At 69.5% G+C, this 15,461-nt stretch carries 21 protein-coding genes and 1 pseudogene; 6 read left to right on the top strand and 16 right to left on the bottom strand.

The genetic code is table 11. The annotated features are described in order from the left end of the window. Position 1 precedes the first annotated feature (1 nt). Positions 2–469, bottom strand: a complete 468-nt coding sequence (locus ACZ6ZQ_RS33080; RefSeq protein ID WP_469772207.1) for a hypothetical protein — start codon at positions 467–469, stop codon at positions 2–4. A gap of 232 nt (positions 470–701) precedes the next feature. Between ACZ6ZQ_RS33080 and ACZ6ZQ_RS33075 the strand changes: the two genes are divergently transcribed. After that, positions 702–878, top strand: coding sequence for a hypothetical protein (locus ACZ6ZQ_RS33075; protein ID WP_469772206.1), 177 nt, complete (start codon positions 702–704; stop codon positions 876–878). 112 nt (positions 879–990) lie between these two features. Here the strand turns inward: ACZ6ZQ_RS33075 and ACZ6ZQ_RS33070 are convergent, their stop codons facing one another. The 5 genes and pseudogenes from ACZ6ZQ_RS33070 to ACZ6ZQ_RS33050 all read right to left on the bottom strand — a co-directional run bounded on the left by ACZ6ZQ_RS33070 (position 991) and on the right by ACZ6ZQ_RS33050 (position 4,772). After that, positions 991–1,623: a class I SAM-dependent methyltransferase gene (locus ACZ6ZQ_RS33070; protein WP_469772205.1), complete on the bottom strand. Its 633-nt coding sequence runs from the start codon at positions 1,621–1,623 to the stop codon at positions 991–993. Between the two features lie 804 nt (positions 1,624–2,427). Then, the gene (locus tag ACZ6ZQ_RS33065) at positions 2,428–2,952 is read right to left on the bottom strand and encodes a hypothetical protein (RefSeq protein WP_469772204.1); all 525 of its coding nucleotides are present in this window, start codon (positions 2,950–2,952) and stop codon (positions 2,428–2,430) included. Between the two features lie 524 nt (positions 2,953–3,476). Next, on the bottom strand, positions 3,477–3,857 hold the full coding sequence (locus ACZ6ZQ_RS33060) for a hypothetical protein (protein WP_469772203.1): 381 nt from the start codon (positions 3,855–3,857) through the stop codon (positions 3,477–3,479). Positions 3,858–4,080: 223 nt separating this feature from the next. Continuing rightward, positions 4,081–4,232: pseudogene (locus ACZ6ZQ_RS33055) on the bottom strand (LexA family protein); the annotation flags it as partial. Positions 4,233–4,409: 177 nt separating this feature from the next. Next, entirely contained in the window at positions 4,410–4,772 is a 363-nt protein-coding gene (locus ACZ6ZQ_RS33050) for a hypothetical protein (RefSeq protein WP_469772202.1), read from the bottom strand. A gap of 230 nt (positions 4,773–5,002) precedes the next feature. Here ACZ6ZQ_RS33050 and ACZ6ZQ_RS33045 point away from each other — a divergent pair, with 230 nt between their 5' ends. Then, positions 5,003–5,482, top strand: coding sequence for an HIT family protein (locus tag ACZ6ZQ_RS33045; RefSeq protein WP_469772201.1), 480 nt, complete (start codon positions 5,003–5,005; stop codon positions 5,480–5,482). Positions 5,483–5,909: 427 nt separating this feature from the next. Here the strand turns inward: ACZ6ZQ_RS33045 and ACZ6ZQ_RS33040 are convergent, their stop codons facing one another. Both ACZ6ZQ_RS33040 and ACZ6ZQ_RS33035 read right to left on the bottom strand, forming a co-directional pair. Beyond that, positions 5,910–6,413, bottom strand: a complete 504-nt coding sequence (locus tag ACZ6ZQ_RS33040) for a DUF3995 domain-containing protein (protein ID WP_469772200.1) — start codon at positions 6,411–6,413, stop codon at positions 5,910–5,912. Then, the gene (locus ACZ6ZQ_RS33035) at positions 6,410–6,751 is read right to left on the bottom strand and encodes a DUF6191 domain-containing protein (RefSeq protein WP_469772199.1); all 342 of its coding nucleotides are present in this window, start codon (positions 6,749–6,751) and stop codon (positions 6,410–6,412) included. Before ACZ6ZQ_RS33035 ends, ACZ6ZQ_RS33040 begins: the two co-directional genes overlap by 4 nt. 556 nt (positions 6,752–7,307) lie before the next feature. Here ACZ6ZQ_RS33035 and ACZ6ZQ_RS33030 point away from each other — a divergent pair. Together ACZ6ZQ_RS33030 and ACZ6ZQ_RS33025 are read left to right on the top strand one after the other, a co-directional pair. Next, positions 7,308–7,883, top strand: a complete 576-nt coding sequence (locus tag ACZ6ZQ_RS33030; RefSeq protein WP_469772198.1) for a hypothetical protein — start codon at positions 7,308–7,310, stop codon at positions 7,881–7,883. Continuing rightward, positions 7,880–8,410: a hypothetical protein gene (locus ACZ6ZQ_RS33025; RefSeq protein WP_469772197.1), complete on the top strand. Its 531-nt coding sequence runs from the start codon at positions 7,880–7,882 to the stop codon at positions 8,408–8,410. The genes ACZ6ZQ_RS33030 and ACZ6ZQ_RS33025 overlap by 4 nt, the downstream gene beginning before the upstream one ends. On the opposite strand, the gene ACZ6ZQ_RS33020 is transcribed toward ACZ6ZQ_RS33025, so the two are convergent. From ACZ6ZQ_RS33020 to ACZ6ZQ_RS32985, 8 genes are all read right to left on the bottom strand, one after another. Further along, positions 8,346–8,834: a luciferase domain-containing protein gene (locus tag ACZ6ZQ_RS33020; protein ID WP_469772196.1), complete on the bottom strand. Its 489-nt coding sequence runs from the start codon at positions 8,832–8,834 to the stop codon at positions 8,346–8,348. The genes ACZ6ZQ_RS33025 and ACZ6ZQ_RS33020 overlap by 65 nt on opposite strands. Before the next feature lie 563 nt (positions 8,835–9,397). Further along, positions 9,398–9,832: a hypothetical protein gene (locus ACZ6ZQ_RS33015; RefSeq protein WP_469772195.1), complete on the bottom strand. Its 435-nt coding sequence runs from the start codon at positions 9,830–9,832 to the stop codon at positions 9,398–9,400. Then, a complete protein-coding gene (locus tag ACZ6ZQ_RS33010; RefSeq protein ID WP_469772194.1) occupies positions 9,829–10,263 on the bottom strand; it encodes a MarR family winged helix-turn-helix transcriptional regulator in 435 nt (144 codons plus the stop codon). Before ACZ6ZQ_RS33010 ends, ACZ6ZQ_RS33015 begins: the two co-directional genes overlap by 4 nt. A 322-nt stretch (positions 10,264–10,585) precedes the next feature. Continuing rightward, positions 10,586–10,870 carry a sulfurtransferase TusA family protein gene (locus tag ACZ6ZQ_RS33005; RefSeq protein WP_469772193.1) on the bottom strand — a complete coding sequence of 95 codons (285 nt, stop codon included), beginning with the start codon at positions 10,868–10,870 and terminating at the stop codon, positions 10,586–10,588. Next, positions 10,867–11,037 carry a hypothetical protein gene (locus ACZ6ZQ_RS33000; protein WP_469772192.1) on the bottom strand — a complete coding sequence of 57 codons (171 nt, stop codon included), beginning with the start codon at positions 11,035–11,037 and terminating at the stop codon, positions 10,867–10,869. The genes ACZ6ZQ_RS33005 and ACZ6ZQ_RS33000 overlap by 4 nt, the downstream gene beginning before the upstream one ends. Beyond that, complete coding sequence (locus ACZ6ZQ_RS32995) at positions 11,034–11,465, bottom strand: aminotransferase class V-fold PLP-dependent enzyme (RefSeq protein WP_469772191.1); 432 nt, start codon at positions 11,463–11,465, stop codon at positions 11,034–11,036. Before ACZ6ZQ_RS32995 ends, ACZ6ZQ_RS33000 begins: the two co-directional genes overlap by 4 nt. Next, on the bottom strand, positions 11,404–12,081 hold the full coding sequence (locus tag ACZ6ZQ_RS32990; protein WP_469772190.1) for a cysteine desulfurase family protein: 678 nt from the start codon (positions 12,079–12,081) through the stop codon (positions 11,404–11,406). Before ACZ6ZQ_RS32990 ends, ACZ6ZQ_RS32995 begins: the two co-directional genes overlap by 62 nt. Then, positions 12,078–12,746: an ArsR/SmtB family transcription factor gene (locus ACZ6ZQ_RS32985; RefSeq protein ID WP_469772189.1), complete on the bottom strand. Its 669-nt coding sequence runs from the start codon at positions 12,744–12,746 to the stop codon at positions 12,078–12,080. Before ACZ6ZQ_RS32985 ends, ACZ6ZQ_RS32990 begins: the two co-directional genes overlap by 4 nt. Before the next feature lie 86 nt (positions 12,747–12,832). Between ACZ6ZQ_RS32985 and ACZ6ZQ_RS32980 the strand changes: the two genes are divergently transcribed. Beyond that, the gene (locus ACZ6ZQ_RS32980) at positions 12,833–14,197 is read left to right on the top strand and encodes an MBL fold metallo-hydrolase (RefSeq protein ID WP_469772188.1); all 1,365 of its coding nucleotides are present in this window, start codon (positions 12,833–12,835) and stop codon (positions 14,195–14,197) included. After that, entirely contained in the window at positions 14,194–15,450 is a 1,257-nt protein-coding gene (locus ACZ6ZQ_RS32975) for an MFS transporter (RefSeq protein ID WP_469772187.1), read from the top strand. Before ACZ6ZQ_RS32980 ends, ACZ6ZQ_RS32975 begins: the two co-directional genes overlap by 4 nt. The last annotated feature ends 11 nt before the right edge of the window (positions 15,451–15,461 follow it).

Here is a 15,461-nt window from a genome sequence, read left to right as displayed (position 1 = left end):
GTCACAGGGCCCACCAGCAATACAGCCGCTGGTCGGAAGCCTGAGCGCGCTGAGCCAGTCCGGCCAGGGCTTCCAGGACATCGGCTGTGACCTCGACCCTGATCCCGATCTGCCGGAGTTCGTCGGTCATCGACCAAAGCTCGGCAATGCGGACAAGGTCGCCCATCGATGCCGTGGCGAGGGCATCGATCAGGGTGTCTGTCAGGCTGACCACGAACGGCGGGCCGTCCTCCGGCTCGGACAGCAGTTGGCCCGACCGCGGGCGCTCGCTGGCCTCCTCATAGCTGCAGCCGGTCATGATGGCTTCGAGCTGGGCCATCGCGACGACCGGGTCGATGTTCTTGAGGTAGACCACGTCGAGTTCCGCCTGCCCCGGCCCTCCAGGAGTCTGGAGGACCGCGACGGCAGCCTGATCGTCAGTGGCAGAGAAGTAGTCGCACAGCGGCATGCCGACGATTCTGGCATCCACGGCTGACAGTCCTGCCGGCACCGCCGGGCAGTCGACGACCAACCACACGGGGGTCAATTCTCAGAGACTCGCCAGGGGTCAAAATTCAGAGGCCTCTACGTTCTTGATCGGGTTGGTCCTCCCGTTCGTAGGGTGGGGACACCCAGGGACATCAGGTGTGGCTATCAGAGGGCTGCCGACTTGTGGCTCGTTACGCTTCGCCGCCTGGTGTCCCACGACGACTCGGCCGCCGATGAGGAAATGCGCTGCCCAGATCACCCGGCTCAAGGCAGAGAACACCAAGCTCCGGGAACGGCTGGCCCGGTCGGAGCAGACAGTCGAAGCGCTCAGCGACTTCCGCAGCCAGGCCCTGGCTCGGCCGGCCGCACAGCACGAGGAGATCGTCCGGCTTCGTGAAGCCGCTGCCTGAACGAATCGAGTCAGCCGCCTTCCCGCTCCGCGGACCTCTGTGATCGGGACCTGCAGTTGACGCGGGCGGAGCAGAGGGGAAACGTCACCTGGTCCCGTCCGCCATGGTCCCGTCAGCCGTGGTTACGGAAGACGAGCAGATAGCGCCAGAAAAGGAGCCTGCGGATGCTGCATCCGGGCAGCAGCGCCGCGGCTTCCCGGCGGATCTGGAGCAGGGGCACGGCCGGCTGTCTCACCGGCGCCTTCACCTGTTCTCGACCTGTCGCAGCAGAGACAGGCCGAAGTTTGTCCCTCACGGCGACGGCCAGCCTGGCGACTGCGTTGACGGGCACGGCTGCCAGGCTCCAAGCCCAGTCGAGCCGGGTCTTCTCCGGATAGCAGCCCAAGATCACGAGCACCCCTCCGGGCGCAAGCGCGTCACGCAATGCGGCGACGGTGTCGAACGGCATGTGGTGGATGCTGGCGAGGCACGAGATGAAGTCGTAGTGCGCCTTGGGAAGTTCGACTTCGGTCACGTCCGCATGGTGGAATCGCGGGTTCCGGTCACCGGCTATCCGGCCGGACAGCGCGCGGGCCTCCGCGATGGCCTCCTCCGACGGATCGATCGCATCGACATCTATGCCCAGGTGAGCGAGCCGACGCGCGAACCGGCCGATCCCGCACCCAACATCCAGTGCCGCACCGCAGTTCCGCGGCACCTGGCGCAACAGCAGGCGGTGATAGTGGTCGTTGTGATCAAAGGGCATGGTCCCGACCCTGCCACAGCGGACGCAGTCGGCCTCACCTTCCACCATCAAGACCCCTGCGGTGATCCGCGTCATACCAGCGGGTCGGAATGCAACACAGCCTGCTGTCATCGTCGCGAACGCGGCGCCGGCAGCGGACCTGCTCAATGGCAACACGCGCTCGACCCCACACGGCTTCTGCGGAGACCGCCCTGAGCCATTCCGTGCTGTCGCGTCCCGAAGGACGCGTGCAATGCACCGCCTGCCGCGCAGCCTGGCGCTCCGAAGCCGCCTCACGCCGATCAAAGATCACCTGCCCCGGCATCCCCATCGCGCACGGGCTGCCCGGCACCCGCGAGCACCTCCGCTACCCCAAGTCCCTGGACCGCTCCTGTGCCGAGTGGAACTGCGACGAACCCGACTCCAGGCACTGCCACGAGCCAGATCGTTACTGCGATGCGTTGGCATGCCGACCGTGCTGCCACGACTGCGACTGCGCTGTATGTGTCGGGAGTTCCACGCTCGCCACCTGAAAGTCCTCGAAGACATCCCCGAGTTCACACTCGCCCGGCAACCTCCGCGCCTGCGCAAACAGCAGAGACCCCGGGAGCCGCATGTGCGGCTGTATGGAGGCGCACGCAAGCGGGCGCGCATTCTCGCAGCACCGGGGAGGAGATGGCCCTGCACCTGGGCATCGCCCGGGCCGAGGCCCTTTCCCGCAACCGACCGCGTCTCCTGCAGGAGTCGCTGGCCGGCCCCCGGCCTTGCGAGCACCTACCGGAGCACGTGGTGGTCCTGGCTCCGGAGGCCTGATGCCGACGGAGCTCAGTCCCCGGCCCTGAGTTCAAGCGGGGCGTGCAGGACTTGTGTGTGGATGCGGTTCCCCGTGCGGTAGGTGAACCGGCAGCCCTCGGCCTTGCCCGAGACCGGGGAGGTGACAGCCTCGGCCCGCACAAGGTAGTAGATCGGGCTCTCCTGGCCGGGGGCGATGCGTACCGGCTCCTGCGAGTGATCCCGGGCCAGGTCCGGGTCCTCGACGAAGGACTCGTCATGGGCGCCCAACGCGATCCCGTGCGTGTCGGAGCGTCTGGCCGCCCTGGCCTCGCCCGTGCTCCAGTGCGCCGGTGCACCCACAAGCTCCGCCCCGAGCACCTCGACCGGCAGGTCGGACGTGTTCCTGAGCGTGGGGCAGGTGAACCAGTAGCCCTTGCCGACCGTGGCGTGGTGGAAGCCGAAAGCGCCTCCCCAGTCGTCCTCCAGCGCGTGCCCCCGTGCCGTGGCCGCGGACGCACTCGTCCCCAGGCCCATCACCACCACCGCTGCCCCCGCCGCGAACAGCTGTGCTCTCATCCCGCCCCCTGCCCACTGCATGTACGAGCCCGTGCTCGTGACCGGAGTGGATCACACCGTGAACACCCTGGTCGACCCCGCTTGAGCAGAATCAGAGACTGCGAGGCTCAGCCGGGCCGGCGCCGTCGACATCCCGCTCTACACCACGCAGTCCGTCGACGCGCTGCCCACCACACGGACCGACATCGGCCGGCAGGTCGATACCTCCTTGGGCATGGCTTGGCAGCCGGGCTGGGGCGGGGGAACTCGGGGCGCCGGACTGACTCTTGGTTCCGGCGCCTGCCGCCGCTCTGTGGGCTCGCGACCGCAACAGCAGGCAGGGCGCTGTCCTGGGGGCGCTACCAGTTGACGGTGAGGCGGCGGGGTGCCGGACCGGATCGGTCCTTGGCGACGAGGACGTTGACCACGGTCGGCTCGGTGCGGTCGACTCCGCAGCTTGACACCTTTGCACCGTGGGGCGTCTTCCTCGGACTCGCCACCTGCCTCATCACCCACCGACACGTCCGACGTCTTTGTTGGACCACTTAGTCGCCGGCCCGGTCTGCCACCTCGCTGAGCCGGGCTATCTCCGCCGCGTGCTCGCTCATGCGAATGCTGGTGCCGCCGCCCGTCCACAGGATCGCGCCGATGACCGAGACCGGCACCGACAGGCCGAGGACGGCGAGGGCCTCCGGCCAGTCGCGTTCGGCTGCGCACGGCGATTCGCCCGCGCCCTCGTTGGCCGTAGCCCGCTCGGCGGTCAGGCGGGGCTCGCACTCGCGGTCGTCCCCCACCGTGTAAGGCATCACCAGCAGCACGGCACACCAGGCCCACAGCAGCGCCGCCACCCCCAGCAGGACGAAGCCCCGGTTCTGGGTCTTTCTGGCGCGGGCACGGAAGTCTCTGTCGTACTGGAATGATCCCATGGCCGCCGAACATAGCAGTCGGCCTCTCTGCGGCGCGGCGTCCCCGAGTGGCCCCCGCGAGGACCAGTGCTGCACCCACCAGGCCTGCCGCGCCGAACAGTTCACGGATCTGTGGCTCACCGCACCGACGCCATCCCATCGTCATGGAAGTCCTGCCCGGCTGCCGGCGGCGATGGCGCAGGCCGCGGCCGCCGAGGCGGACGACCGCAGCCCGGCCGCGCGCGTGGCCGTCCTGGCGACGCAGCCTTTTGATGGTGGCTTCGCCGTCCAGGAGGGCGGCGACGTGTCGCCGTGGTCGGCTGTCGCCTGCCGCCGAACGGACACGATGTCGCCGTCGCAGATCGCCGCGTCCACCATGGAGTCGCCGACCACTTGAAACCGACGAGTTCGCCGAATCTCGGAGGACTCTGCCTGGGAACCAGCGGCGATTCTTCCCCTTCTCGTTGAGTCTGGTGTGGGTTCGCTTGTGTGTCTGGACGGGGTTCTCCCCCGGCCGCAGCGTCGACCCGGTGTGGGCGAGGACATTGGGTGCGCGGCCCGCGAGCCCGCGTGTCACGCGTAGCTGACGATCACCATCAGCGCCACGCACTCCGCCAGGAGTTGCGCGATCAACGCCACCCGCCGCACCCGTACCGCAGGCGCGGCCAGCGCGACGACACACGCCACACCGCCCAAGCCGACGCCCCACACAAACAGCCATCCGGGCAGCGACGGGCCGCACTGCTCCCCGTACGTCATACAGCGCCCCGCCCGCTCGGAGGCGAGGGTCAGCATGCCGAACGCCAGTGCGGCGGGTACGAAGAGGACGGCGGACAGGACGGACCAGAAGCGGCTGCTGCGGCCGCCGAAGCCAGTGGCGCCCGTGGCGCGCGTCTCCTTGGTTGCGGGCGTCGACCGGGACTCTGTTGTGTTCATGCCCCGATCAAACCTCGGCATCCCCGTCCGCCGCAGCCATCCGCGTATTCACATCGCGGATGCGAGGTACTCACAGCCAATACCACCAGCACCTCTTCCGCGGGCCCGACCCCTTCGGAGGCGAACAAGGCCAGGATCGCGGAGGTGAGCATCCCGTCGGTGAGCCCGGTGCGCTGAGGAGGATGGGGATCGAAGAGCGGTCCTTGATCACCAGAATGTAGGTTTTGGCCATGACTGGTGACTGGCGGATGGACCGGATCGGGACTGCGCTGAGGGGCGAGAACCCGACCGTGCTGCGACGGCTGACGTCGGGGTTCGCGGTGATCGGGGACGTTCAGTTCCTGCCCGGCTACTCGGTTCTGCTCGTGGACGAGCCGGACGTGCAGCGGTTGTCGGACCTGCCGAGGGCGAAGCGACTGTCGTTCCTGTCTGACATGGACCGGCTCGGCGAAGCGGTCGAGCGTGCCTGTCGGCGGCTGGACCCGGCTTTCCGCCGGGTCAACCTGGAGATCCTGGGGAACACGGACCCGTTCTTGCATGCGCATGTCTGGCCGCGGTTCGAGTGGGAGCCAGCCGATGTGGTGGGTGCTCCGGTGTGGCTCTATCCGCGTGAACGGTGGAGCGACGAGCGGTTCAGACTCAGTCCGCAGCATGACGTGCTGCGGGATGCGATCAGCAGCGAACTGGACCAACTGCGCTCGGTGACCTGACTCTTGCGGGCCCGCCGGCCGTCAGGCCGGCGGGCCCGGTGATCAGCGACGGTCAGCCGAGGCTCACTGGAGGCGCCTGAGCGGGTGAAGAGCACCCCCCGCGAGCGTCCCGGGCACGATCACCACGAAAGGCAGCGCCTGCCGCGGAGCATCGTACCCAGTCCGGCACGGCCTCACCCCGCGGGCGCACCAGACCGCGGCACAGCAGCACGGACGTCTCGGACAGCAGACAGCGCAAAGGCGTAGGACACGTTGGCTCACCGCCGCCATAGTGGAGTGTTTTCGACAATGTGAAGTACAGCCGATGGGGCAATGAAACTGGGTGCCGCTGGTCCGGCAACGAGATTGGGAGCCACCCTGCCTGATGGTGTGTGACCTGCCGCCGTTCGAGTAGTGGGGCTGTGAGCTGACCGGCGGAGCAGCCAGCTTACGGACGGGGGCGCGGTTCTGCGTCGGTATGCATGCGGGACCGAAGGGTGGCGAGGCCGAAGGCCAGTCCTCCGGCGATGAACCAGGGGTTCCACAGGGCCAGCGTCCAGGCCCGCTGCCCCACGCTCACGGAGGTGTCCAGGTGCGTTGTGTTGGTGAGCAGCAGCACCTCGATACCGATCCCACGGACCAGTAGGAGGGCACTGACGCCCCACCCCAGCCACCTTGCCAGCAGAGCGGGAACGCCCCGGAGCCTGGACCGGGCAAGGAGCCATGCCAGCAAAGCGCCGAGGAGGCAGAGCGCACCCACGCCCCACAAACCGGCTGCGACGAACCACAGCGGGCGCTCGGTGGCCAGCGGACCGGCGGAGACGCTCAGCCCCACATCACCGCCGACGGCCCAGTAGAAGTGCAACCCGGCGAACGCGGCCGCCCACAAGCATGCGATACGCCCCCACAGCATGGACGGTTCTGCGCCCGTTCCCTCCGGTTCGCGTTTCACCGTCGGCCCTCACGGGCGTCGCGCCTGTCAGCGCACGGGCTGTCCGCTTCCTGTGGCAACACGATGAACGCGGTGCCCTTGGTCAGGTCGATGCTGGAGCGAGGCGGTGCACCGTCGCTCTCGTCGTCCCGCCGCAGCAGCTCCACCCGCCGCTGCTCCAGCTCTACCGTCTTGTTTCCGTTCACGACCGCCGTGAATTCATCGAATGCTGTGTTCGACAACGACCGCCCCGTGCGCCTGCGTAGCCACGGGAACATGCCCAGCCCCGTGAACCATCGCCACGCGCTCTCCACCAGGGCGCACAAGACCAGTAGACACGCGAACGCCGGGAACGACATGAGCCAAATCGTCACAGATGATCCCTCATCGCCCTCAACACAGTTGACTGCCGGGAACTGGCGGAAGAGGGGGCGTCGTCCTCATCGGACGTGCCCACCGGGAAGACTCGGGGCTCCAGACATGGGTCCGCGCATGGACCGCTCGCACAGACTTCGCGGGCAACGGACTCTGCCCGGAGCGGCAACGGCCGGCCGTTCCCCTCGACCGCAATCGTTGGACTCGTCTCGCTGATTGCCATGGGATCACTGTTCTGGATCCGCAGCGCGCAGGGATCGGGCCTGCGCATGATCCGCCTCCCCCATGCGGCGGAGGCGCCGCCGTGGAGATCCACCGCATGGCGGAGTGCAGTGGGCAGGCCGGCTTCGGTGGACCTTTGGCGCTAACGTCTGAGTCGGCTCCACTCTTCCGGTCCGAGTTGGCTCCACTTGACGGGTGAAGGCGCGTTTGATCCGGCTTGGAGCGGCTCCAGCTTCCGGTCTGTTCCGGCCCCGGGCTCGGCTGCTGGCGCCCTAAAGTCCGGCGACTTGGACGCCACCTGCTGTCAGACTTCGCGCCATGACCCGACCTGACCTGACCGAGATAGAACACCTGAGAGAAATCGAGAGACTTGCCCGAGAGGTCCAGTCCGCTGCCTTTCAAGACGGGTGGCTTTCCTATGGCCCTGACCCCGAGAACGCGACCGGCCTGCAGCGGGCTGTGAACGCACTAGCCCGGGCTCTGCGGCACTACCACTTTCCTGGAGACGGCTGCGTCGAGGAGGACCGGGCCGTGGTCGAGTTGGCGGGTGTGGTGGTCATCCGGCCGGGAATCATGCCGTCCGAGCTGAACGAGACGTATGAGCAGGCTTGCCTGCGCATCGGGGTGGAGCCCCGTGAGGAGGGGTGGGCGCTATGGAACACCTGGGGCAAGGGGCAGACCCGCATCACCATGGTCGTCTCCGCTGTTGACACCACCGAGGGACTGCTCGCGAACTGGTCGCGAGGCGTGGACATCCATCCCGTCCTGCCCCTGCCCTCGCAAGTCGCGCTGGTTCAGCAGGGCTGGGCCGGACCCATGACTCTGTCTCCGCTCGCTGCGCAGAAGGTCGGCTTCCCTGGAACGGATCATGGTGATGGCAGAGTGTGCCCGTGAGTTACAGCATCTTCCTGCTCCGGTTCGTGGACGGCGAGGTCGTCGCCCTGGACGCCGAACGGTTCCAGCAGGTGGTGGAGCCGTACGTGGTGGCGGGCGGCCCGGAGGAGGGCTTCTCCCAGCTCCGCGCGGAGGACGGGGGCGAGGCGGACCTCTACCACGCGTCCCAGGACAAGGACGGAATGTCGTGCGTGACGGCGACGCACTTCGCCCGTGGCGCGATGAGCGGCGTGCTCGCCCGGCAGGCGGCAGCCCTCGGGGCCTCGATCGTGCCCCGGGACGGAGGCGCGCTGATCTTCCACGAGGACGACCGCCGTCATCTTCCTGTGGACCTCCAGGGGAAGGCGGTGGCGTCGATGCCGTACGGGGCCCTTGCGGCTGCTTCGACGCAGCCCTTGACAGAGGTGCGTCGGCCGTGCCGGTCACCTGCGCCGGCGTCCCGGCGCGGAGTGGGGAGAGCGATCAGGCCGCGGCGAGCCCAGAGGTCGGTGCGTGGCCGGTGGCGTAACGGTAGGAGCTGGCGATGACCTTCTTGGCCACCTCCAGTTCGGCCCCGTCGCGCGGGGCGTAGAACATGACGACATTGACGCCACGGTCGTAGAGCGGGTGCTTCTCGCCCCATCCGGAGGCCAGGAACGCGGCGTGGTCGGCAGGGTCCAGGGTCAGGTGCAGACTGCCGTCGGCGTGCAGGTGCACGAACTCCGCGTCCCCGCGCGGCAGGAACAGCCGGGCACCGCGGGCGGGGGCGGCATCGCCGAGGAACACCGCCCAGGTGCTGGGTACGGAGATCTCGCTACGGCCCGAGACGGTGCCGGGGAGCGCGGTGGCCATCCACCGCCGCAGCGCCTCCTTGATCTGCGGCGGGCTGGGCTGGGTGAGCTGCAGGTGCGGGACCTCGGGCCCGGTCTCGGGCCGGTCACCCTCACGCTCGGGCAGCGCGGGGAACCTCATCGTGGTGGCTCTTTCGGTGGTGCGGACGGCCCGTCGGCAGGACGGGCAGCCGGCTGATCGCCGAGCGGTCCGGCCGACTGCCGGCCCGCTTGCTGACACCACCAACCTAGTATCCTGTGCATAGTGGTTTCCTGCAGGAAACTACCCGGCCGCTGAGTACGGGGACTGCCGGGCGAGAGCGGAAGGAAGGGCGCCGTGACCGATCCGGCGCAGCAGGCGTGCCCGATCAACGTGCACCGCACCGCGCGCATCAAAGGGCGCACCACCGCACCGCGCCCGCACCTTGCCCGCACCGCGCCCGCATGGGGTGCGCACCGGTCGCGGGCGGGCACCTCTATCGCACACCCCCTTGTCCGCGGCCTGTTCAGCAGCCGCGGCGGGGCCGGTCCAGGCCGTCGGTGCGCATGCGGGCCCGGGCAGGCCAACTCGCTGGCCACCACCAGTCGTTCGACCGCTGGGACCTGCGCTGACACCGTCATCACGAGCGCCTCCAGATGCCGAACGGCCCTCCCGCGTGGCTGCGGTCGAGGCGGGGAGGGCCATTGCTGATCGATGTGGAGTTCTCACTCACCGGCCTGTTGCCAGGGGAAGGGCGTGAGGTCGGGCTCGACCCAGCCGGTCCTGGCCGGGGTGCCGGCCAGCGTCGAGGGCCGGTAGAAGCGGGTCAGTAGCTTCTTGTCGAGCAGAGCGGGGTGTCGGCCGGCGAAGCGGTCGAAGTCCGCCGCGTCCGACTGACCGATGTGGTGGCCCACCAGCTCGACCCAGGCTCGGCTGACGGTGGCGTTGTATTTCTGCGGGGCTCCTGCGTAACGGGCGGTGCGCTGGATGCCGTCGCTGACCAGGCCAACCGCCGCGGCGGTTCCGTAGCGCCGCACGGCCAGCCAGGTCAGGTGGATGTGCTCGCGGTGCCCGAACCGCTCGGTGGTGGCCATTACCTCCCCCATCAGCTCCGTGAACGGTGAGGACTCCTCATCCGCGCCGTGGCTGCTTCCGATCACGTCCCCTCCTCGATCAGTGCATCCACGACCGCGCGGAAACCGGTGACCGCTTCGGCGGGCAGCCCGTCCAGCGCACGGCTTTCAAGATCGGCCAGCGTCTGTGTGATCAGGACTGCCGCCGCCCGTCCCGAGTCAGTGAGTTCGATGAGCACCGAGCGGCGGTCAACCGCGCGGGTGCTGCGGGTGATGTGACCACGTCGCTCCAACCGGTCCAGCACGCTGGTCAGCGTCGTGGGGCGGGTGCCGACGGCGGCACCCAGCTGGGACACGGTACGGCCCTGGCCGTCGGCGAGGTTGGCCAGAGCGTTGATCTCGGAGGCGGTCATGTCGAGGTCGACGAGTTCGGTAGCGATCAGTTGCAAGGTGGCGTGGGTCGCGCGCTGCAAGGTCAGCAGCACCGACCACCCAGATGAGACGGATTCGGACTTCACGCTTTCGAATATTACGAAATCGCAGTAACAGCAGGCAAGCCCCTACACCATGGTCACGCCGCCGCTCAGCACCCCGAAGGTCAATCCACCGGCGCCCGTGACGCCCGCATCATCAACACGAGTGACACACCGAGTCCTACAAAGACCGGGGAAGCCCGGTTGCGAGGCCTGGTTCAGGAGCTATCCATCGAGGTTGCCACCCACCCGCACTGGGCCACCGGTGAGGGCGAGGACCGGGTGAAAGCGCGGATGGCGTTGAAGAACCACCCCGACGGCGTGCCGGATGCGGCGTAGCCCGGACGGCGCACCCCGGCTGCCCCGGTCAGCGGATCTGGTCGGCGCGGTGCCAGGGGGCATCGCGCCGGGTGCGGACCGGGGTAGCAGTGAGCCGCAGCGCGTAGAGCGCACGATCGGGGTCGGGTACGGAGCCGAGGCAGGTGTGGCCGGTCATGTGGCACCAGGCCGGCAGGTCCAGCGGAGCCGCGGGGTCACGGGCGATCACGTGGACGAGCGTTCCCTCGGGCGCGTCGGCGATCTCACGGCGTAGCAGGAGCAGAAGCTGTACGCACAGAAGGTCGCCGCCGTCGACGACCAGGTCTGGTGTCACCGGGGCACTGTCCGGCCGGCCGCAGGCGGCGCGGCGGCTTGGCTTCCGGTCGACCGCGCACAGGCGACGGTCAGCAGCTCGACGGCCCGGTCGATGTCGGCGGCGGTGGTCCAGCGGCCGAGGGAGAGCCGGAGCGCGGAGAGGCTGCGGGCTTCAGGCAGGCTCATGGCGCTGAGTACCGGGAAGGCCGGTGGTCGCCGCTGTGGCAGGCGGAGGCGGTGGAGGCGGCCATCTCGGGTACGGCATCGAGGAGTTCATGGCCCTGGATACCGTCGATGCTGATGTTGAGCGTGTTGGGCAGGCGGCCGTCGGCGGGGCCGTTGAGGTGGACCCGGTCAGGGAGGCGATCGGTGAGACCGGCGTGGAGGCGGTCGCGCAGGGTCGCGATGCGCTGCGGACCACCGCCGGCAAGTTCCTCGGCGGCGAGTTGCGCGGCGGCGCCCAGGGCGACGGCGAGGGCGACGTTCTCGGTGCCGGCACGCAGGCCGCTTTCCTGCCCGCCTCCGTAGACCAGGGGTTCGAGGGCGACTCGGTCACGGATGTACAGGGCGGCGATGCCCTTGGGCGCGTACATCTTGTGGCCGACGATCGTCATGAGGTCGACGCCCAGGTCCCGTAAATTCAAGTGAGATCTTTCCGGCTGCCTGGGCGGCGTCGCAGTGGAAGAGGGCGCCGTGGGCGTGGGTGATGCGGGTCAGTTCGGCGATGGGCTGGAGGGCGCCGGTCTCGTTGTTGGCGGCCATGACCGAGACGAGGACGGTGTGTTCGGTGAGCGAGGCCGCCAGAGCCGCCGGGTCGACCCGGCCGTCACCATCAACAGGCAGGTACGTCACCTCGGCATCGCGGAGGCGTTCCAGGGCGTGGCAGGTCTCCAGGACGGCCGGGTGCTCGGTGACCTGCGTGATCACATGCGGGCGGTCGGCTTTGGCGGCGAGTACGGCGCCGCGGAGGGCGAGGTTGTCGGCCTCGGATCCGGAGCCTGTGAAGACGATCTCTGCGGCGTCGGCCCTGATGAGCGCGGCGACCTGGCCGCGGGCGCGGGCCAGGGCCTGCTTGGGTTCGGTGCCGTAGGCGTGGGCGCTGGAGGGATTGCCGAACCAGTCCGCCAGGTACGGCTGCACCGCTTCCGCCGCTCTCGGGTCGACCGGGGTGGTGGCGTTGTCGTCCAGGTAGAGCGGACCGGAGGCGAAGGCGGGATGCGCGGGGGTCATGCGACGGCCCCGCTGTCCACGGGCAGCGCCGCCAGCCGCCATTCCAGCATCCCGTCGGTCAGTCGCACCGCCCTGCGACCCCGCTCGCGAAGGAGGCGGACAGCGTCGTAGGCGAGAACGCAGTAGGCACCCCGGCAGTACGCCACCACCTCGGCCTCCTCCGGCAACTCGGCGATGCGGTCGGCGAGTTCCTCGACCGGGATGGAGAGCGCGCCGGGGATGTGCCCCGCCGCGTACTCCTCGGCCGGCCGCACATCGAGGACCACGACCTCGCCCGCCGCCGCGCGGGCGAGCAGATCCTCCCGGTCCACCTCGGCCGCATCGTCCGTGCCGAGGTAAGCCGTGCGGGCGGGCTCGACGGCGCTCTGGTGGGCCTGAGCGACCTGGCGCAGCAGGGCGTAGAGGGCGGCGACGTCGTCTCCGGCCAGCCGGTAGTGGATGCGCACCCCGTCGCGCCGGGTGGCCACGAGTCCGGCCTGCTTGAGGGCCTGCAGGTGTGCCGAGGCGGTGGTCAGGTTGAGCCGGGCGGCCCTGGCCAGGGCATCGACCGTGCGCTCGCCCTGGGCCAGCAGGTCCAGCAACTCCAGGCGTTTTCCGCTGCCCAGGGCCTTGCCGGTGCGGGCGAAGGCGTCGTACAGCGCGGTCTTGCGCGCGGCATCTCCCATGGCATCCTCCATAAATCCATGGAATATTGTAGATGGGGGTGAGCGTGGTGACCACCCGGGCCGAGCCGTGACACCTGGAGGATCCGATGGGCTTCGCCGACGATCACTTGATGCCGCTGGTCGACACCGGCCTCGGCAACAGTGCCTACCTCGTCGATCTCGGCGACGGACGTGCTCTGGCCGTGGACGCGAGCCGCGATCTGCGCGCCCTGCGGGCCGCGGCCGAGCGCCGCGGGCTGACTGTGGCGTTCGCTGCCGACACCCATCTGCACGCCGACTTCCTCACCGGCGCGCTGCAGCTCGCCGCCGACGACGGCGCCACGGTGCTGGCCTCCGCCGCTGGACGCCGTGTCTTTCCGCACTCTGCGCTGGCCGACGGCGACGAGGTGGACCTGGGAGGGCTGACGCTGCGGGCGCTGGCCACCCCCGGCCATACGGACGAGCACCTGTCCTTCCTGCTCCTGGACGGCGCCAGTGAACTCGGAGTCTTTACCGGCGGTTCGCTGATCGTCGGCTCGGCGGCCCGTACGGACCTGCTCGGCGCCGACCGCGCGGAAGAGCTGGCCCGCGCCCAGTACCGGTCACTGCGGCGCCTGGCCGAGCTGCCGGACGAAACCGGGGTGTGGCCCACGCACGGCGCCGGGTCCTTCTGCTCCGCCCCGCCGGGCGCGGATCGCACCACCACCATTGCCGCGCAGAAGCGGGCCAACCCGCTGCTTGCCGCGGCCGACGAGGACGCCTTCGTACGAGAGTTGCTGGGGAGTCTCGGTTCCTACCCGGCCTACTTCGATCGCCTCGCCGAGGTGAATCGGCGCGGACCCGTGATCGTCCCTGCGGCGCCCACCCTCACCCCACTCACGGCTTCAGAGGTGCGCCGTCTGCTCGGCCACGGCGCCGCGGTCATCGACGTACGCCCTGCCGCGGACTTCGCCGCCGGCCACATCCCCGGCGCGATCTCCATCCCGTTGCGTGACCAGTTCGCCACCTGGCTCGGCTGGCTGCTGCCCGATGACACACCGCTCGTGTTCATCGCCGGCGCCGGTCAAGATCTTGCCGAACTCACCTGGCAGGCCCTGAAGATCGGGTACGAACGGCTGGCCGGGCACCTCGACGGCGGAATGACCGCCTGGGCCGCCGAGGGTGGACAGCAGGAGACCATCGAGCTGGTCAGCGCCGACCGGATGTCTGGCCGCCCGGTTCTCGACGTACGCCAGCGGGCTGAGCACAGGGCCGGCCACATTCCGGGCGCGATCCATATCGAACTCGGCGCCCTCACCGCAGATCCCGATGCTGCGCCGGACGGCGCGGTGGTCCACTGCGGGCACGGCGAGCGTGCCATGACCGCCGCGAGCCTGCTGCAGCGGTCCGGACACCAGAACCTGGCCGTTCTCGACGGCGGACCCGCCGACTGGGCCGAGGCCACCGGCCGCCCCTTGGAGGAGAGCGCATGACGACCCATGCCACCGGCGAGTCCCGTTCCGGCATACGTCTCGGACTGCGCGCCAACCTCACCCAGTTCGCCCTGCTCGTCCTCGTCAACGCACTCGTCGGCGGCATGCTCGGTCAGGAACGTACCGTCCTGCCGCTGCTCGCCGACGACGTCTTCCACCTGTCCGCCTACACCGCCGCCCTCACCTACATCCTGGCCTTCGGCGCCACCAAGGCAGTCACCAACTTCTTCGCCGGCACCTGGTCAGACCGCTTCGGCCGCAAACCGGTCCTGATCGCCGGATGGCTGATCGCCCTGCCCGTGCCGGCCATGCTCGCCTGGGGTCCCACCTGGGGCTGGATCATCGCCGCGAACATCCTCCTCGGCGTCAACCAGGGATTGACCTGGTCCACCACCGTCATCATGAAGATCGACCTGGTCGGCCCGGAACGCCGCGGCCTGGCCATGGGCTTCAACGAGGCCGCCGGCTATGTCGCCGTCGCCGCCACGGCCATGGCCACCGGCGCCATCGCCGAACACGCAGGACTGCGCCCCGAGCCGTTCCTCCTCGGCGCCGCATACGCCGTTCTCGCCCTCGGCCTGTCCACCCTCGCGGTGCGCGAGACCCGCGACCACGCCCGCTACGAAGCCGCCCGGCACCCGGTGGACTCCGCCACGGAGCTGACGACGGGACAGATCGCCCGGCGCACCAGCTTCACGGACAAGGCCCTGTCCGCCGCAAGCCAGGCCGGCATGGTCAACAACCTCAACGACGCCCTGGCCTGGGGCATCTTCCCGCTGCTGTTCGCCGCGAACGGACTGTCCATCGCCCGGATCGGCGTCCTGGCCGCCCTCTACCCGGCCGTCTGGGGTGCGGGGCAGATGGTCACCGGCTGGTGGTCCGATCACATCGGCCGCAAACACCTGATCACCGCCGGGATGCTGCTGCAGGCAGCCGCCATCGGACTCGTCGCCGCCGGCACGACCTTCGGCGTCTGGGCCACCGCCCAGGTCCTCCTCGGCATCGGCACCGCCCTGGTCTACCCCACCCTGCTCGCCGTCATCGGCGACGTCGCCCACCCCGCCTGGCGGGCCCGCGCCGTCGGCGTCTACCGCCTCTGGCGCGACGGCGGCTTCGCCGTCGGCGCCCTCCTCGCCGGAGCCCTCGCCGACGCCTACGGGCTGACCACCGCGATCTGGGCCGTCGCCGCCCTCACTGCCGCCTCCGGCCTCCTCGTGGCGGCGCGGATGTACGAGACGCATCCAAGGCCGTGACCCGCAGGTCT

It is taken from the genome of Streptomyces sp. NPDC053673, assembly GCF_055585225.1.
The sequence above is the reverse complement of the archived record's forward strand: the minus strand, read 5'-3'. Positions and strand labels throughout refer to the sequence as shown.